The organism is Escherichia sp. E2562 (assembly GCF_005781075.1).
Lineage (GTDB): Bacteria > Pseudomonadota > Gammaproteobacteria > Enterobacterales > Enterobacteriaceae > Escherichia.
In genome coordinates this window covers 336,064-353,984 of record NZ_VATM01000005.1, presented here as the reverse complement: position 1 = coordinate 353,984, position 17,921 = coordinate 336,064, and the positions used below count along the sequence as shown (strand labels likewise).

General features: G+C 50.5%; 11 protein-coding genes. 4 read left to right on the top strand and 7 right to left on the bottom strand.

Going from position 1 to position 17,921, the window contains the following annotated elements:
* Window positions 1-16: 16 nt before the first annotated feature.
* The 3 genes from FEK43_RS10595 to gyrA all read right to left on the bottom strand — a co-directional run bounded on the left by FEK43_RS10595 (window position 17) and on the right by gyrA (window position 5,101).
* Entirely contained in the window at window positions 17-640 is a 624-nt protein-coding gene (locus FEK43_RS10595) for a DUF1175 domain-containing protein (RefSeq protein ID WP_130207155.1), read from the bottom strand.
* Window positions 637-2,325, bottom strand: a complete 1,689-nt coding sequence (locus FEK43_RS10590) for a DUF2138 domain-containing protein (RefSeq protein ID WP_138158534.1) — start codon at window positions 2,323-2,325, stop codon at window positions 637-639. Before FEK43_RS10590 ends, FEK43_RS10595 begins: the two co-directional genes overlap by 4 nt.
* A 148-nt stretch (window positions 2,326-2,473) precedes the next feature.
* Window positions 2,474-5,101 (bottom strand): DNA topoisomerase (ATP-hydrolyzing) subunit A, encoded by a 2,628-nt coding sequence (gyrA, locus tag FEK43_RS10585; protein WP_001281237.1) that lies wholly within the window; start codon window positions 5,099-5,101, stop codon window positions 2,474-2,476.
* 146 nt (window positions 5,102-5,247) lie between these two features.
* Here gyrA and ubiG point away from each other — a divergent pair, with 146 nt between their 5' ends.
* A complete protein-coding gene (gene ubiG / locus FEK43_RS10580; protein WP_130207157.1) occupies window positions 5,248-5,970 on the top strand; it encodes a bifunctional 2-polyprenyl-6-hydroxyphenol methylase/3-demethylubiquinol 3-O-methyltransferase UbiG in 723 nt (240 codons plus the stop codon).
* Window positions 5,971-6,109: 139 nt separating this feature from the next.
* Here the strand turns inward: ubiG and yfaL are convergent, their stop codons facing one another.
* The gene (gene yfaL, locus FEK43_RS10575) at window positions 6,110-9,850 is read right to left on the bottom strand and encodes an AIDA-I family autotransporter adhesin YfaL/EhaC (protein ID WP_135407427.1); all 3,741 of its coding nucleotides are present in this window, start codon (window positions 9,848-9,850) and stop codon (window positions 6,110-6,112) included.
* A 689-nt stretch (window positions 9,851-10,539) separates the two neighbouring features.
* Here yfaL and nrdA point away from each other — a divergent pair.
* From nrdA to yfaE, 3 genes are all read left to right on the top strand, one after another.
* Complete coding sequence (gene nrdA / locus FEK43_RS10570) at window positions 10,540-12,825, top strand: class 1a ribonucleoside-diphosphate reductase subunit alpha (RefSeq protein WP_130207159.1); 2,286 nt, start codon at window positions 10,540-10,542, stop codon at window positions 12,823-12,825.
* Window positions 12,826-12,978: 153 nt separating this feature from the next.
* On the top strand, window positions 12,979-14,109 hold the full coding sequence (gene nrdB / locus FEK43_RS10565) for a class Ia ribonucleoside-diphosphate reductase subunit beta (RefSeq protein ID WP_130207160.1): 1,131 nt from the start codon (window positions 12,979-12,981) through the stop codon (window positions 14,107-14,109).
* Window positions 14,109-14,363 carry a ferredoxin-like diferric-tyrosyl radical cofactor maintenance protein YfaE gene (yfaE, locus tag FEK43_RS10560; protein ID WP_130207161.1) on the top strand — a complete coding sequence of 85 codons (255 nt, stop codon included), beginning with the start codon at window positions 14,109-14,111 and terminating at the stop codon, window positions 14,361-14,363. Before nrdB ends, yfaE begins: the two co-directional genes overlap by 1 nt.
* A 53-nt stretch (window positions 14,364-14,416) precedes the next feature.
* On the opposite strand, the gene inaA is transcribed toward yfaE, so the two are convergent.
* The 3 genes from inaA to glpT all read right to left on the bottom strand — a co-directional run bounded on the left by inaA (window position 14,417) and on the right by glpT (window position 17,661).
* Window positions 14,417-15,067: a lipopolysaccharide kinase InaA gene (gene inaA / locus FEK43_RS10555; RefSeq protein WP_135494605.1), complete on the bottom strand. Its 651-nt coding sequence runs from the start codon at window positions 15,065-15,067 to the stop codon at window positions 14,417-14,419.
* Window positions 15,068-15,218: 151 nt separating this feature from the next.
* Window positions 15,219-16,298, bottom strand: a complete 1,080-nt coding sequence (gene glpQ, locus FEK43_RS10550) for a glycerophosphodiester phosphodiesterase (RefSeq protein WP_130260535.1) — start codon at window positions 16,296-16,298, stop codon at window positions 15,219-15,221.
* A gap of 4 nt (window positions 16,299-16,302) precedes the next feature.
* The gene (gene glpT, locus FEK43_RS10545; protein ID WP_064526704.1) at window positions 16,303-17,661 is read right to left on the bottom strand and encodes a glycerol-3-phosphate transporter; all 1,359 of its coding nucleotides are present in this window, start codon (window positions 17,659-17,661) and stop codon (window positions 16,303-16,305) included.
* Window positions 17,662-17,921: the final 260 nt, after the last annotated feature.

Genomic DNA, 17,921 nt, shown 5'->3' with positions numbered 1-17,921 from the left:
AGGCACAGGCAGGCCGCTATTGCGCCAGAAAATTTAAACGATAAATGCCAATGAAATTGGGATTGGAATCGTTGGGTATCCATCGGGTGTCCTTCCATGTCATAAGTTGTTGCAGACTGACTGCGCGCATTCCGTTGTCAGTTTTCGTGGCGCTTCCGGTGTGGTAGATGACGTAACGCCCCATCCAGACCATTAAGTGCTGGGCATCGCCCTGATCGAAAAAAATCATATCGCCTGGCAGTGCCTGGTTTATATCCTGGCCAATAAACTGGCTGTTGTACTGAATCAAATTAATCGCGGTCACGTAGGGGCCGGTTTTCCCGTTCCCTTGGTTCCAGTTTTGTGCCAGTTGTCGTTGCTCAGGTGTTAGCGTCATTTCTGGCGGTAGATACTGGTTTGACAGACCGTTACTTTTAAGCCATTTGCTATCGTGAACTTTCAGCGACTCGTTCGCTGCAAAGCGCACCAGGCCTGCGCAATCCTGTTGATACCAACGTGGACTTGGCCCCTGGCGTAGCTGTTCCTGCGCAATGCGCACAAACCAGGCACGAAATAGTCCCGATTGTTCGACATTCAGCATTTCGCTATGAGCAACAAAACAACACAGCCAGCAAATCAGTGCCAGCAGTCCACGCCTCATAATGGCTGCCAGTTGATTGGCAACCATTGCCAGGCGGCGCCCGGTTTCATCTGGTCCAGCTTCATGACATAACGAGGCTGTTGCGATAAAGCGTCCAGTTTCGGCATTAATAAAGTTTGTGCGGCGTTATAAAAAACCGGTTCGAGATTCTTCGGCAGACTGGTCAGCGTTTCGTTACGCAGCAGTTTCGCCATTCCTTGTGGATTGATATATACCGGAACGACGCCATCAGTGGGTATCACATCCACCATTGCCGGGCGGGTTTTATTCAGTGTTTGCAGCGCATTATTAACCAGCGTGTCATCGAGGGAGAAAAGCAGCGTTTTGTTTTGCATCGCCAGCGACACGCGGAAAAAATAATCCGACATTAATTGATCTGGTTGCGCCGCCTGCGCTTTCGGATACTGACCGTATCGGGAACTCACTTCGCGACGCCAGATTTGCGCTTCGCCCTGCTGAGTTTGAGTTACCGGTAATACGCCTTCTGGCGCTTTGCTTTCACGAGCACCAATATTTTGGGTAAACAGTTTCCCTGGCAATGGCGCCTGTTCGTCAGTGCCATCAAACTGACCAACAAACAGCGGGGTTTGCAGTTTTGAATCCTCATACCAGCACAGCCCGGCGGCACCATCTAATGCCCCATTCAACTTGTCGTTTTCCTGAGCGATTTGTGAGAGCATCTCTTCAGCAATACCGTGCGAGTAAGGCACCGCCACGCAGAAGCTTGCCCCGGCAGGCATACTGCTCCATACCGGCGTAAAATCGAAACTGGTATCCACGCTAGCGGATGCATCATTTAACGCCAGAAAGCTATGCCAGCCGTCGTTGCTCATTTCGAAGCGTACGCCAGCAAAAGAAGGCATTAATCGCTGGTAGCCAAAACCCAGCAAATTTGCACTGACCACGATGCGCTGGCGTACTGGCGTTTTTTCGGCAGTACGCTCTTCCAGGCCAAAGCTGGCTTGCCAGCGTTTTTTGCCGCTCAACAAATCACTTGCGATCGCCGTGGCTTCAGTATCCTGCTGGTCATCTTTAAACAACATATCCGTGCTGGAAAACACCAGCATCTTGTCCTGATATGTCGCGAACATCAGGGCGTTATTGCCGTTATAGCGCAACTGATAAACAGGGATGGTTTCACTATTTAGCTTAATACTACTGATTTCCGTCTTGCTTAACTGGCTGTCGCTGGTAGCAGCAAACAGCAATGGCTCCAGCAACTTGCTCAAGCCACTACGCTGGATAAGCACCATATAATGTGAAAGATGGCCTTGTTTATCGTGCCACAGTGCCGCCTGCGCGGGCTGGTCTAAGAGCGACGAAAAGAGCTTATCTTTCAGCGTGAGATCGTGTTCATAGACAATGCGGCGAATACTGCCTTCAATGCCCAGACGATCGGCATGATTCTGATAATAGAAAACGAAATCTTCACTCAGGACATCGTGGAGAAAAGGAATAGTAAGGAGATCTTTGGGAAGCTGGCTTAGAGAGTCGCTATCGAGAAAGAGGTCAGGCTCATTGAGATCGATTTGCAAATTATTATGCACTACCAGCGGCGACAACGTTTTTTCTGGACCGCTGCCAGTGTATTGCAATGCCCAGACGCCCGCGGAAAGGAGCGCAACAACACCGACACCTATAAGGCCATAAAACTGCCAGCCTTTCGCCTTTTTTTCACCGCTCATTGCCACATTCCTTGTGTATAACCGTCATTTTTGACGAACGAACCCGCCCTTTAGCGCGCCCTAATACGACAAAAGCCCAGACTTTGCAGCCTGGACTTTTCATTTCGAAGAAGGGATGTTTACTCCCTTCGGTCATGAAGCGATGAAATTATTCTTCTTCCGGTTCGTCGTCAACGTCCACTTCCGGAGCGATTTCATCGTCCCCTTCCGCGGCACTGCCGTCGATGGTATCCAGATCTTCTTCGTCAACCGGTTCAGCAACACGCTGCAGACCCACTACGTTTTCATCTTCCGCAGTACGGATGAGGATCACGCCCTGGGTGTTACGGCCAACGATGCTGATTTCCGAAACGCGAGTACGTACCAGCGTACCGGCATCGGTGATCATCATGATCTGGTCGCAATCATCTACCTGCACCGCGCCAACCACTAAACCGTTACGTTCGGTAACCTTGATGGAGATAACCCCTTTCGTCGCACGCGACTTGGTTGGGTATTCCGCCACTGCGGTACGTTTACCATAACCGTTCTGCGTTGCGGTGAGGATTGCGCCATCGCCACGCGGCACGATCAGAGAGACGACTTTATCGCCTTCGCCTAAGCGAATACCGCGAACACCGGTGGTGTTGCAGCCCATCGCACGGACAGAAGACTCTTTAAAGCGCACCACTTTACCTTCGGCGGAGAACAACATTACTTCATCTTCGCCACTGGTCAGGTCAACGCCGATCAGCTCATCGCCTTCAACCAGTTTGATCGCCACTTTACCGGCGGTACGCAGACGGTTGAACTCGGTGAGGACGGTTTTCTTCACAGTACCGTTAGCGGTCGCCATGAAGACTTTCACGCCTTCTTCAAACTCGGTCACCGGCAGGATCGCGGTGATACGTTCGTCCTGCTCCAGCGGCAGCAGGTTGACGATCGGACGACCGCGTGCACCACGAGAGGCTTCCGGCAACTGATAAACTTTCATCGAATAGACACGACCACGGCTGGAGAAGCACAGGATATGATCGTGAGTGTTCGCCACCAGCAGTCGGTCGATAAAGTCTTCTTCTTTAATACGTGCGGCTGATTTACCTTTCCCGCCACGACGCTGCGCTTCGTATTCAGAAAGCGGCTGATACTTCACGTAGCCCTGGTGAGAGAGCGTGACGACGACATCTTCCTGGGTGATCAGATCTTCCAGGTTGATGTCTGCGCTGTTGGCGGTGATTTCAGTACGACGTTTGTCACCGAACTGTTCACGAACCAGCTCCAGCTCTTCGCGGATCACTTCCATCAGACGATCGGCACTGCCAAGAATACGCAGCAGTTCCGCGATCTGATCCAGCAGTTCTTTGTATTCGTCGAGCAGTTTTTCGTGCTCAAGGCCAGTCAGTTTCTGCAAACGCAGATCCAGAATTGCCTGAGCTTGCTGTTCGGTCAGATAGTACAGACCATCGCGCACGCCGAACTCTGGCTCCAGCCATTCCGGACGCGCAGCATCGTCGCCAGCACGTTCCAGCATCGCGGCAACGTTGCCCAGCTGCCACGGATTAGCAACCAGCGCGGTTTTCGCTTCTGCAGGCGTCGGCGCATGACGGATCAGTTCGATGATCGGGTCGATGTTCGCCAGCGCCACAGCTAATGCTTCAAGGATATGCGCACGGTCGCGAGCTTTACGCAGTTCGAAAATGGTACGACGGGTCACCACTTCGCGGCGGTGACGAACAAACGCCGCGATGATGTCTTTCAGGTTCATGATCTTCGGCTGACCATGGTGCAATGCCACCATGTTGATACCGAAAGAAACCTGCAACTGGGTCTGGGAGTAGAGGTTGTTGAGCACCACTTCACCGACCGCATCGCGTTTCACTTCAATCACGATGCGCATGCCGTCTTTGTCAGACTCGTCACGCAGCGCGCTGATGCCTTCCACGCGTTTTTCTTTTACCAGTTCCGCAATCTTCTCGATCAGGCGCGCTTTGTTCACCTGATACGGAATTTCGTGGACGATAATGGTTTCACGCCCGGTTTTGGCGTCAACTTCCACTTCTGCGCGAGCGCGGATATACACCTTGCCGCGACCGGTACGGTAAGCTTCTTCAATACCGCGGCGACCGTTAATGATTGCCGCCGTCGGGAAGTCCGGACCCGGGATGTGTTCCATCAGCCCTTCAATGCTGATGTCTTCATCATCGATATACGCCAGACAACCATTGATGACTTCCGTCAAGTTATGCGGCGGGATGTTGGTTGCCATACCTACGGCGATACCGGAAGAACCGTTCACCAGCAGGTTAGGAATTTTGGTCGGCATGACGTCAGGAATTTTTTCCGTGCCGTCATAGTTATCAACGAAATCGACCGTCTCTTTTTCGAGATCGGCCATCAGTTCATGGGCAATTTTCGCCAGACGGATTTCCGTATAACGCATTGCCGCCGCAGAGTCGCCGTCGATAGAACCGAAGTTACCCTGACCGTCTACCAGCATATAACGCAGCGAGAATGGCTGCGCCATGCGGACGATCGTGTCATAGACCGCCGAGTCACCATGGGGATGGTATTTACCGATTACGTCACCAACGACACGGGCAGATTTTTTATAGGCTTTGTTCCAGTCATTGCCTAGTACGTTCATGGCGTAAAGTACGCGACGGTGTACCGGCTTCAGGCCATCTCGGACATCTGGCAGCGCACGGCCAACAATGACCGACATCGCATAATCCAGATAGGAGCTTTTCAGCTCTTCCTCAATGTTGACCGGTGTAATTTCTCTCGCAAGGTCGCTCATCTAACCGCTATCCCTCTACTGTATCCCGGATTCAAAGGTCGCAAATTATAACACAGCCGCGCAGATTGAGGTAAACCAATACGCTTTATTCACATCCAATGCCTGATATACTCGATTGCCTTGCCAATTACGGAGTAGAAGTGCCAATGAATGCCGAAAAATCGCCGGTAAACCATAACGTAGACCACGAAGAGATCGCTAAATTTGAAGCCGTCGCCTCCCGCTGGTGGGATCTGGAAGGCGAGTTCAAACCACTGCACCGCATTAACCCGCTGCGTCTGGGCTATATTGCCGAGCGTGCTGGCGGTTTATTTGGCAAAAAGGTGCTCGATGTCGGTTGTGGCGGCGGCATTCTGGCCGAGAGTATGGCGCGCGAAGGCGCGACGGTGACCGGTCTGGATATGGGCTTTGAGCCATTGCAGGTGGCAAAGCTGCACGCGCTGGAAAGCGGTATTCAGGTAGAGTACGTACAGGAAACCGTGGAAGAACACGCGGCAAAACATGCCGGGCAGTATGATGTGGTGACCTGCATGGAGATGCTGGAACACGTTCCCGATCCGCAGTCAGTGGTCAGAGCCTGTGCACAACTGGTAAAACCGGGTGGCGATGTCTTTTTCTCCACGCTTAATCGTAATGGCAAGTCGTGGCTAATGGCGGTGGTCGGCGCTGAATATATTTTGCGCATGGTGCCTAAAGGCACGCACGACGTGAAGAAGTTTATTAAACCGGCAGAATTGCTGGGCTGGGTGGATCAAACCAGTCTAAAAGAGCGCCATATGATCGGGCTGCATTATAACCCGATCACTAATACTTTTAAGCTCGGCCCCGGCGTTGATGTGAACTATATGCTGCACACACAGAATAAGTAAGGTTGTTGTTTGGATTCATCCGGCAACCGCGCCAATGCCTGATGCGACGCTTGTCGCGTCTTATCAGGCCTACAAATACTCCCGTAGGCCGGATAAGGCGTTTACGCCGCATCCGGCAACGATGCCGGGCGGACAGCGATTACCATTTCACCGTCATCGACAAAAACCCGGCCGTCTGGGCAAAATCATCGCTTCCTTTCTGCCACGCCACGCTGCCACGCAGCGAAACTCGCTGACTGATATTGCCCGTTACTCCCACTTTTATTTCACCACGCTGCTTCGCCGCATCGTCGCTGATTTGGCTACCATCTTCTTCAATTTCCGTCGAATGGGGATCGTGATAATAATTCAGATCCAACGTTGGCGTGATATGAAGCGCAGTATGCCATTCGCTGTGTAATCCCAGCCGCGTCTGAATATCATCGCCCTGCGATTGTGACACCCGCGCATGGTTAGCGGCGGTAAAATCATCCTGCTGCACGCCCTGATAAATCACCTGCGCCTGCGGTTCAATCACCACACCACGCCCCGGTAACCACTGATAGCCGGCTTCCAGCGAAGCAACGATCCCCGACGAATGGTAATGATCCGCACCATCACCTTGTTCAGAAACATCATTGCTAAACCAGGCATATTGCAGCCAGCTATCCAGCCATGCCCCTTGTTTTTGGCTACCGTGCTGAAACCAGCTTGAGGTCAGCCCAACAGCATAACCGTGGTTCTGGTTATCGGCGCGAGTTCCGGTCATGTTTGAGCGACTGTCCCCCTGATTATCACTGTAGCCACCTACGGCCCCTAGCATCCACTGGCCATCATCGCCCCAGTCTCCGCTTAACAGGTTGCCGCTAAGCTGTACCGTAGAAATGTCTTCATGCTGGGCCAACTGCCCTACTGCTGTGTAATGATAATCTCCGCCGATAACGCGTAAATTCAGCGTCTGACCATCGCCACCAGCGTGATCGTGTCGCTCCATCACAAATGCCTGATTTGCCGCCCGCAAATTATTAAGATATCCACCAACTTTGGCATTCAGCACAGGCTGATAAGCGGGTGTTGGGTCGGGCTCAGGCGTGGGATCGGGAGTCGGATCCGGATCGGGCGGTGGCGTCGGAGTGACTTTTTGCGAACGCAGATACCAGTCATTATCATCTTCCACCAACGTATAGTCGTAAGCGCCCATATTGACATAGCCGCTGCCCGCCAGACTAAACTGCGCATTGTTTTGAAATTGCGTGGGATCGGCTGTGAAATCAATCACTTTAATGCCTGTAGATGTCGGCTCACCAATCCCGGTAATGGGGTTAACCACCACGGTCGTGTTGCCAGCAGTATTACCGTTCAACACCAGTTGGTCGCTTGCTGAGTCATCGCCGTTTAATTCGCTATCGAGCAGTAGCGTACCGCCGCCGGTATAATCACCGTTTACCGTCAGCGTATCGCCAGCGACGCCATTTTGCAGGCTAACCGCACCGGACGTATTGGTCAGATCACCATTAACCGTCACGTCTGAAAGATAAGTCAGACTGTCGGTTTCCAGGTTGGTATTAAGCTCACCTGTCAACATCACACCATCGGTGGCATTCACCAACGTACCGTCGCCGTTAAACAGCGAGGCATCCAGTGCGGCGGAAGTATCCTGCCCGGTCAGGCGCAAAACCGTACCATCGCTGATGTCGATAGTGCCGCTGGAAGTAGCATCAATAGACTGAATATCCTGATCCGCACCAGTCTCGAACGTCGCCCCATCACCGACCCACAGCGTTGATGCATAAGGAAAGATATCCACAGCATCGCCTTTCAACGTGCCTTCTTCCACTCGCACCGCCGACTGCGCCGTGCCACTGGCAGTCAGTTCCAACGTTCCTGCACCGGTTTTCGTCAGTGTGGTTCCCGCGTCCTGCTGCTGCCCGCTGCTGTCAGCCATCAGTGCGCCCCACTGCGTGTCTACACCCGCATCCACCATCACTTCACCATCGGCGCGCATTTCGATATCACGTCCGTGGCCTGCCGCATCTGAACGCGTGTCAACGTCGGAGGTAATCTCCATCGTGCTATCTTGTTGATTATCAGTAAAGATAACCTGGCGGTTATAGTGGGTATCACCAAGCTGAGAGTTGTCGCTCACCACCAGCGTACCGGAAGCGATTTGTGTTGTGCCGAGGTATTGATTGTCATTTGCCAGGCTGACCTGCCCGTCACCTGCATCCACCACCACATAAACACCATTATTCCCGTCATCGCCAATATGTAGATCGTCGCCACCGTAAAGATCGACAACATCCTGCTGACCAATCACCGTACCGTCGCTGCCACTGATTTCCAGACCATCGTTCTCTGACGTACCGCTCTGCCAGGTAGTAAAATCGGAGAGATCCAATACGCCGCCATTTAACACGATGGACTGCGGATCGTCCTGCATCTCCGCAAGATCCGTGGCGTTACCCGAAAGCGAGAGGATTGCGCCATCTTCCACCACAATATCGCCGGTCAGCGCCATCGACTGCGCACCCGCCAGTACATAACTCCCGTTTTCAGCAATAGTCAGTTGCCCTTCCCCCTGAATAGTTCCGGCAAAACCGCCCTGGTTGACGGTAACATTGCCGCCAGCGTCAATATTTAAAGTGCCATTCTGAAAACCCGTTAACGAATGTACAAATGTTTGCTGAGTCGAACCGACGTTAAGCTCTGCCTGATTATCTGTTTGTCCGATACTACCAACGCTCAAGCCATAGCAATTTTGTGGATTACTTTGGCACTGACTGTCACCGACATTCATCAGCGAATTATTCCGCCCTAGCGTGACTTCACCATTTTTAATTCTCATCTCGCCGGCAAAATCATTGTTATCAGCGTTAAGCACCAGTTCGCCCGCTCCAGCTTTGGTAATAACGCCCGTCCCCGCAATGGAGTCGATAGCCCCATCATTTTTTGTACTGCCAATGATCAAGGTTTTATCAGCCGCAACATCAAAACGGATTTCACTTGCCCCTGTATACAGAAAGCCTCCAGCTGCTGCCGAAGCGTCTTCACCATAAGCGGATGCGCTGTTATTCACATCTACTAATACGCCCCCGTTCTGGCTGTAGCTGTCATCAACAGCGATATCAATAAGATAAGGAGAAGTCGTGCTACTGGTATAAATTGCGCCACCATAACCTTCAGCAGTGTTATTTATGAACGAAGTATTGTTAATAATGGTAAATCCTGATGGGTGTGTTTTATCGCTATTATTATCAGTAATATCGATGGCTCCACCATCACCATCACTGTAACTTGTTGATGTATATACCTGATTATTATCAAAAACAGTGTTATTTAAGTAGACATTATTATTAATCGAATAAATTGCGCCACCTTTACCATCATTAGCAACATTATCCGTAAATACGGCATTGGTAATGCTAAGATCAATATCACCAGCGTCATTTGTTCCCGCGGAGTAGATCGCCCCTCCATACCCTCCAGCGATGTTATTGTCAAAAATAACCTGAGTAAGGTTCAGCGTTGAGTTTTCTTTTGCAAAGATAGCTCCGCCATTATTATATTCACCGCTCACGGTATTATTTTCAAACAGAGTCATCCCTGTTCCGCCTTGTGCTGATAATGTGAAATCAGCACCTTGTTGTAAAAATACCGCGCCTCCACTGGCATCATTTGCCATAGAGGAAAAAACAAGCCATTGCCCGTCAGCAACATTCCAGGTCTGTGTACTACCTGAAAGACTTTGATAGCTGGCCCGACAACTGGCAGTCACGTTAACACCCTGACATGAAGCCAGAACCTGCGACGCGGCGTTTGCACGCGTAAATACGCAAGCAACGACGGCTGGAATAATTAATAGATATCCTTTCCTGATAAAAACAATCCGTTTTTTATTCATAATCTGACAGCCTGTGAGAAATAACACGCCATCATTAAAAGACATATTGTGATTGTAGATAATGATTAATTGTAAATAAGAAACATTTAAAACATATATACTAAAATAATATCTTCTAAAAGAAATAAATTATTCCTTTTGATACTGACCAAATTATGAAATAACAATAATTAAAACACATTAAACTGATTAATTCGTTTCTTGTTTACCTGGAATAATCAACATAACAAACTTTTATTTCACATCTGTTGATTAAAAAAATACCTGTTCCGTGAACCGCAGCCATTTACATTCGCTCACATCATAAACATAACATTAAGTGCCGACGTTATATGAATTTGTGATGGCATCAATTTTCACCACACCTGACAAAAGCACAACAAATAACCTGGATCAATAATTATCTTAAATTGAGCGTTCAAGAAATCACCGAACGGTTATTTTTAACAAATTTTTCTCTTCCCATTGACTTTCCCGGACACCTTGTCTGACCTAAGGTACGCGGAAGTCGCTTTTTCCTTCCTGAGTTATCCACAAAGTTATGCACTTGCAAGAGGGCCGTTTTCACACTATCTTGCAGTGAATCCCAAACATACCCCCTATATATAGTGTTAGTTGCAGCTTTCCTTACTACAGGTAGTTGCCGTGAAACTATTGCGGAAAGAATTCCAAAAACAGGTACGACATACATGAATCAGAATCTGCTGGTGACAAAGCGCGACGGTAGCACAGAGCGCATCAATCTCGACAAAATCCATCGCGTTCTGGACTGGGCGGCAGAAGGACTGCATAACGTTTCGATTTCCCAGGTCGAGCTGCGCTCCCATATTCAGTTTTATGACGGAATCAAGACCTCCGACATCCACGAAACTATTATCAAGGCTGCCGCTGACCTGATCTCCCGTGATGCACCGGACTATCAGTATCTCGCCGCGCGCCTGGCAATTTTCCACCTGCGTAAAAAAGCCTACGGCCAGTTTGAGCCGCCTGCGCTGTACGACCACGTGGTGAAAATGGTCGAAATGGGCAAATACGATAATCATCTGCTGGAAGACTACACGGAAGAAGAGTTCAAGCAGATGGACACGTTTATCGTTCACGACCGTGATATGACCTTCTCTTATGCTGCCGTTAAGCAGCTGGAAGGCAAATATCTGGTACAGAACCGCGTGACCGGCGAAATCTACGAGAGCGCACAGTTCCTCTATATTCTGGTTGCTGCGTGCCTGTTCTCGAACTACCCGCGCGAAACGCGTCTGCAATACGTGAAGCGTTTTTACGACGCGGTTTCCACATTTAAAATTTCGCTGCCGACGCCAATCATGTCCGGCGTGCGTACCCCGACTCGCCAGTTCAGCTCCTGCGTGCTGATCGAGTGCGGCGACAGCCTGGATTCCATTAACGCGACCTCCAGCGCGATTGTGAAATACGTTTCCCAGCGTGCGGGGATCGGCATCAACGCCGGGCGTATTCGTGCACTGGGTAGCCCGATTCGTGGCGGTGAAGCGTTCCATACCGGATGCATTCCGTTCTACAAACATTTCCAGACGGCGGTGAAATCCTGCTCCCAGGGCGGCGTGCGCGGCGGTGCGGCAACGCTGTTCTACCCAATCTGGCATCTGGAAGTGGAAAGCCTGCTGGTGTTGAAAAACAACCGTGGGGTTGAAGGCAACCGCGTGCGTCATATGGACTACGGGGTACAAATCAACAAACTGATGTATACCCGTCTGCTGAAAGGTGAAGATATCACCCTGTTCAGCCCGTCCGACGTACCGGGGCTGTACGACGCGTTCTTCGCCGATCAGGAAGAGTTTGAGCGCCTGTACACCAAATATGAGAAAGACGACAGCATCCGCAAACAGCGCGTGAAAGCGGTTGAGCTGTTCTCACTGATGATGCAGGAACGTGCGTCTACCGGTCGTATCTATATTCAGAACGTTGACCACTGCAATACCCATAGCCCGTTTGATCCGGCCATCGCGCCAGTGCGCCAGTCTAACCTGTGCCTGGAAATCGCTCTGCCGACCAAACCGCTGAATGACGTTAACGACGAAAACGGTGAAATCGCGCTGTGTACGCTTTCTGCTTTCAACCTGGGTGCAATTAACAGCCTGGATGAACTGGAAGAGCTGGCCGTTCTGGCGGTACGCGCACTCGACGCGCTGCTGGATTATCAGGATTACCCGATCCCGGCAGCCAAACGTGGAGCGATGGGTCGTCGTACACTGGGTATTGGTGTGATCAACTTCGCTTACTATCTGGCGAAGCACGGTAAACGCTACTCCGACGGCAGCGCCAACAACCTGACGCATAAAACCTTCGAAGCCATTCAGTATTACCTGCTGAAAGCGTCTAATGAGCTGGCGAAAGAGCAAGGCGCGTGCCCGTGGTTTAACGAAACCACCTATGCGAAAGGGATCCTGCCGATCGATACCTATAAAAAAGATCTGGATGCCATCGCTAATGAGCCGCTGCATTACGACTGGGAAGCATTGCGTGAGTCGATCAAAACTTACGGCCTGCGTAACTCTACACTGTCAGCGCTGATGCCTTCCGAGACCTCTTCGCAGATCTCTAATGCTACTAACGGCATTGAACCGCCGCGCGGTTATGTCAGCATTAAAGCGTCGAAAGACGGTATTTTGCGCCAGGTCGTTCCAGACTACGAACACCTGCACGATGCCTATGAACTGCTGTGGGAAATGCCGGGTAACGATGGTTATCTGCAACTGGTTGGTATCATGCAGAAATTTATCGATCAGTCGATCTCTGCGAATACTAACTACGATCCGTCACGCTTCCCGTCAGGAAAAGTGCCGATGCAGCAGTTGCTGAAAGACCTGCTCACCGCCTACAAATTCGGGGTCAAAACGCTGTATTATCAGAACACCCGTGACGGCGCAGAAGATGCGCAGGACGATCTGGTGCCGTCAATCCAGGACGATGGCTGCGAAAGCGGCGCATGTAAGATCTGATATTGAGATGCCGGATGCGGCGTAATGTCTTATCCGGCCTACGTCTCGAATTTTGTAGGCCTGATAAAACGCGCCAGCGTCGCATCAGGCTCTGGATGCCGGATGCGGCGTAAAATGCCTTATCCGGCATTAAACTCCCAACAGGACATATTCATGGCATATACCACATTTTCACAGACGAAGAATGATCAGCTTAAAGAACCGATGTTCTTTGGTCAGCCGGTCAACGTGGCCCGCTACGATCAGCAAAAATATGAAATCTTCGAAAAGCTGATCGAAAAGCAGCTCTCTTTCTTCTGGCGTCCGGAAGAAGTTGACGTCTCTCGCGACCGTATCGATTATCAGGCACTGCCTGAACACGAAAAGCACATTTTTATCAGCAACCTGAAGTACCAGACACTGCTGGATTCCATTCAGGGTCGTAGTCCGAACGTGGCACTGCTGCCGCTAATTTCTATTCCGGAACTGGAAACCTGGGTAGAAACGTGGGCATTTTCAGAAACGATTCACTCTCGTTCTTATACCCATATCATTCGTAATATCGTTAACGATCCGTCTGTTGTATTCGACGATATCGTCACCAACGAGCAGATCCAGAAACGCGCGGAAGGCATTTCCCGCTATTACGATGAACTGATCGAGATGACCAGCTACTGGCATTTGCTGGGCGAAGGCACCCACACCGTCAACGGTAAAACCGTGACCGTTAGCCTGCGCGAGCTGAAGAAAAAACTTTATCTCTGCCTGATGAGCGTTAACGCGCTGGAAGCCATTCGCTTCTACGTCAGCTTTGCTTGTTCCTTTGCCTTTGCAGAACGCGAACTGATGGAAGGTAACGCCAAGATTATTCGCCTGATTGCCCGTGACGAAGCCCTGCACCTGACCGGTACTCAGCATATGCTGAATCTACTGCGCAGCGGCGCGGATGATCCGGAAATGGCGGAAATAGCCGAAGAGTGTAAGCAGGAGTGCTATGAGCTGTTTGTCCAGGCGGCACAGCAGGAGAAAGACTGGGCGGATTATCTGTTCCGTGACGGTTCGATGATTGGTCTGAATAAAGACATTCTCTGCCAGTACGTCGAGTACATCACCAACATCCGCATGCAAGCTGTCGGTTTGGATCTGCCGTTCCAGACACGTTCCAACCCGATCCCGTGGATCAATACCTGGCTGGTGTCGGATAACGTGCAGGTTGCCCCACAGGAAGTTGAGGTGAGTTCTTATCTGGTCGGTCAAATTGACTCGGAAGTGGACACCGACGATTTGAGTAACTTCCAGCTCTGATGACCCGCGTTACCTTGCGCATCACTGGCACACAACTGCTGTGCCAGGATGAACACCCTTCCCTTCTGGCGGCGCTGGAATCCCATAATGTGGCGGTTGAGTACCAGTGTCGCGAAGGCTACTGCGGCTCCTGTCGCACTCGCCTGGTTGCAGGTCAGGTTGACTGGATTGCCGAACCGTTAGCCTTTATTCAGCCAGGGGAGATTTTGCCCTGTTGTTGCCGGGCAAAAGGCGATATTGAAATAGAGTTGTGATCGGGTACTAGTGCCAGATGCGACGCTTATGCGTCTTATCTGGCCTACAACGATTACATGGCGTAGTAATACGCTTTCACCTGCTCCCAGTCGTCGGGAGGAATGGGAGATAAATACTTCTCCAGTTGGGCGAAATCATGCTGAGCTGCTTTTTGACGACGCAATCGGCGGCGACTTTTTTCCAGATCAAGAAACCCCGCTTCCGCCACACCCTCCGTTTTCACATAAATATGACGAACGTAGCAACAGCCATGCTGACGCTTGACGCTATGCATTTTTTTAAACGCTTGTGCCACCGCGTGTAGCATTGCTTCACGCACATCGTCTGGGTAAGGGGTAATAGCATGTTGTGTATACCAGTCTGCAATACTGATGAAACCGGTCATATCCTCGGTAACCAGTAGCGCCCGCCATTCCCCTTCTCGTTTGATTGCTTCACCAAATACGATTTTCGGCACGATAACGCCCGCGCGCTCCAAATCGTTTATCACCTCAATCTCCCGCACAATCGTCGGGCGTCCAAAGGGATAGCGCAGCGAATGAAAGAGATGCTGAGTCATACGCTTCACATAAAGCTTTTTACCATCGCGCTCTACACACTGCACACCACTCATACCATTGCGTCGATAATTGGGTTCTTCGACCCAGTCTCCTTTGGTCGCCCACCAACGTTCAAATTGTTCGTCTTCCGTTCCTGACACCATTACTTACCATCCGGCACTATGTGCACGTTAATTATCAGGATGGAAATATAAAGTGTTGCCTTAAGAAATCCTTAAGATTTTTGTGTACAAAAATGGACTTGTTACAGAAGCAAAGCGGCATTCCGGGCAGACCGGAATGCCGAAGGTGAGATTATTTCTGTTGTTGCAGGAAGGTAACCGCTTTATCCGGGAAGTCAGTGAACAAACCGTTCACTCCAGCTTTGTTATACAAAATGTCATAAAGCTGATTCACATTCGTTGTGTAGGCCGGTAGCTTGTCGGCCCGCACGGTATAAGGATGCACCACCAGCTTATTCTGCTGTGCATCTTTTACCATTCCGGTAAGCTTGATATTACCCGGCTGCGATGTCTCATCAATCACCATATGGTAATCCGGGCCAATACCATCAGCGTATTCCGCCACCTGTTTCATGGCACCCGGCTTGAACATCCAGTCATAGCTGTAATTAACCCAGCTTCCGTCCGGTTGTTTCTGCTGAGTTTCGTTCCAGTCGGTATAGGCAATCAGCTGTACCAGGTTGAGGTCCATACCCATTTTAGGTTCCAGCTCATTCTTAATACGCTTCAGTTCATCAGCATCAAAGCATTGCAGATAAACCTTATCATCCTTACCGGTGTAGCCATATTTCTTCAGCACTTCCAGGGTTTTTGCCGCAATATCCTTCCCTTCCTGATGATGGAACCACGGCGCTTTAATCTCTGGATAGATACCAATATTTTTCCCGGTCGAATGGTTTAGCCCCTGAACAAATTCAATTTCCTCTTCGAAAGTGTGCACCCGGAAGTCAGATTTACCCATCGGGAAACGCCCGGGAAAAGTCTGCACTTTTTTACCGTTTTCAATATCGAAGCCTTCAGTGAATTTTAAAGACTTAATTTCATCCAGTGTAAAATCTATCGCGTAGTAACGGCCATCTTTACGCGCCCGATCCGGGAAACGATCGGCAACATCGGTTACCCGGTCAAGATAGTGGTCATGCAGAACGACCAGATGGTCGTCCTTCGTCATCACCAAATCCTGTTCCAGATAATCGGCCCCCTGCGCATACGCCATCGCCTTTGCAGGCAGCGTATGCTCCGGCAAATAACCACTGGCGCCGCGATGGGCAATCACTATTTTCTCACTGTTATCCGCCGCCATTGCACTGCTTCCCATGATCATTCCACTCATCATGATAGCCATGCTAAGGTTTTTCAGCGTCAATTTCATGCCATTAGCCTCCGTTGCGTTTTTGCTGTAATTCCTGATGGCGACGTTTTTCGCCAATCATCACGACAATTAACAAGATAACCGCCAGGATGCTGCCGCCAATCATCACCATGAAGCCGCCATCCCAGCCAAAGTAGTCAACGGTGTAGCCGACAATCGCGCTTGCCGCTACGGAGCCACCAAGATAACCAAACAGTCCGGTAAAGCCCGCCGCCGTACCTGCCGCTTTCTTCGGCGCCAGTTCCAGCGCGTGCAGACCAATCAGCATGACTGGGCCGTAGATCAGGAAGCCGATAACAATCATACAAATCATATCGACAGTTGGGTTGCCTGCCGGGTTCATCCAGTAAACGATGGTGGCGATAGTCACCAGAGTCATAAAGAAGACGCCGGTTGCCCCACGGTTACCGCGGAAGACTTTGTCCGACATCCAGCCGCACAGCAGAGTGCCTGGAATACCCGCATACTCATAGAAGAAGTAGGCCCAGGAGGATTTATCCAGCGCGAAGTGTTTCACCTCTTTCAGGTAAGTCGGTGACCAGTCGAGGATACCGTAGCGCAGCAGATAGACGAACACGTTGGCGATGGCGATGTACCACAGCAGTTTATTCGGCAGCACGTACTGCATGAAGATCTGTTTCGCGGTCAGTTCCTGTTCCGCTTTTTCGTTATAGTCATCCGGGTAATCATTTTTGTACTCTTCGATCGGCGGCAGGCCACAAGATTGTGGGGTATCGCGCATCATCGCAAAGGCGAACAGAGCCACCAGAATGGCACAGAAAGCCGGCATATAAAGCGCCGCGTGCCAGTCATTAAACCAGGCCATCCCCAGCAGGAACAGCAGCGGCGGAATACCACCACCGACGTTATGCGCACAGTTCCACACCGACACAATGCCGCCACGTTCTTTCTGCGACCACCAGTGCACCATAGTACGACCGCACGGCGGCCATCCCATCCCCTGGAACCAACCGCAGAGGAACAGCAGCACAAACATCACCGCAATGCTCGATGTCGCCCACGGTACAAAGCCCATAAAAAGCATAACTGCCGCAGCAAGAATCAGACCTGCCGGCAGGAAAACGCGCGGATTCGAGCGGTCCGACACTGACCCCATGATGAATTTGGAAAATCCGTAGGCAATTGAGATCCCTGAAAGGGCAAAACCTAAATCACCACGTGAGAACCCCTGCTCCACCAGGTAGGGCATCGCGAGAGCAAAGTTCTTACGAACCAAATAGTAAGCGGCATAACCAAAGAATATCCCCAGGAAAATTTGCCAGCGTAATCGACGGTAAGTCGGGTCGATCTCCGCAGCAGGTAAGCGCGCCTTGTGTGGCGCTGGTTTAAAAATACTCAACATTTATAGCCTCCGTGGCCGTGGTCTTATTTATGATTAACAGCCTGATTCAATGGAAGAACCTGCCGTTTCTTGAGTTGCCGCGATGTTAATTAATCATTCATTCCATGAATGTGAATTACCGCACACATTATTAAATAAGATTTGCAAAATGTTCAAAATGACGCATGAAATCACGTTTCACTTTCGAATTATGAGCGATTATGCGCGAAATCAAACAATCTATGTTTTTTCTGTGGCTAAATGAGACAAAACGAACTTTT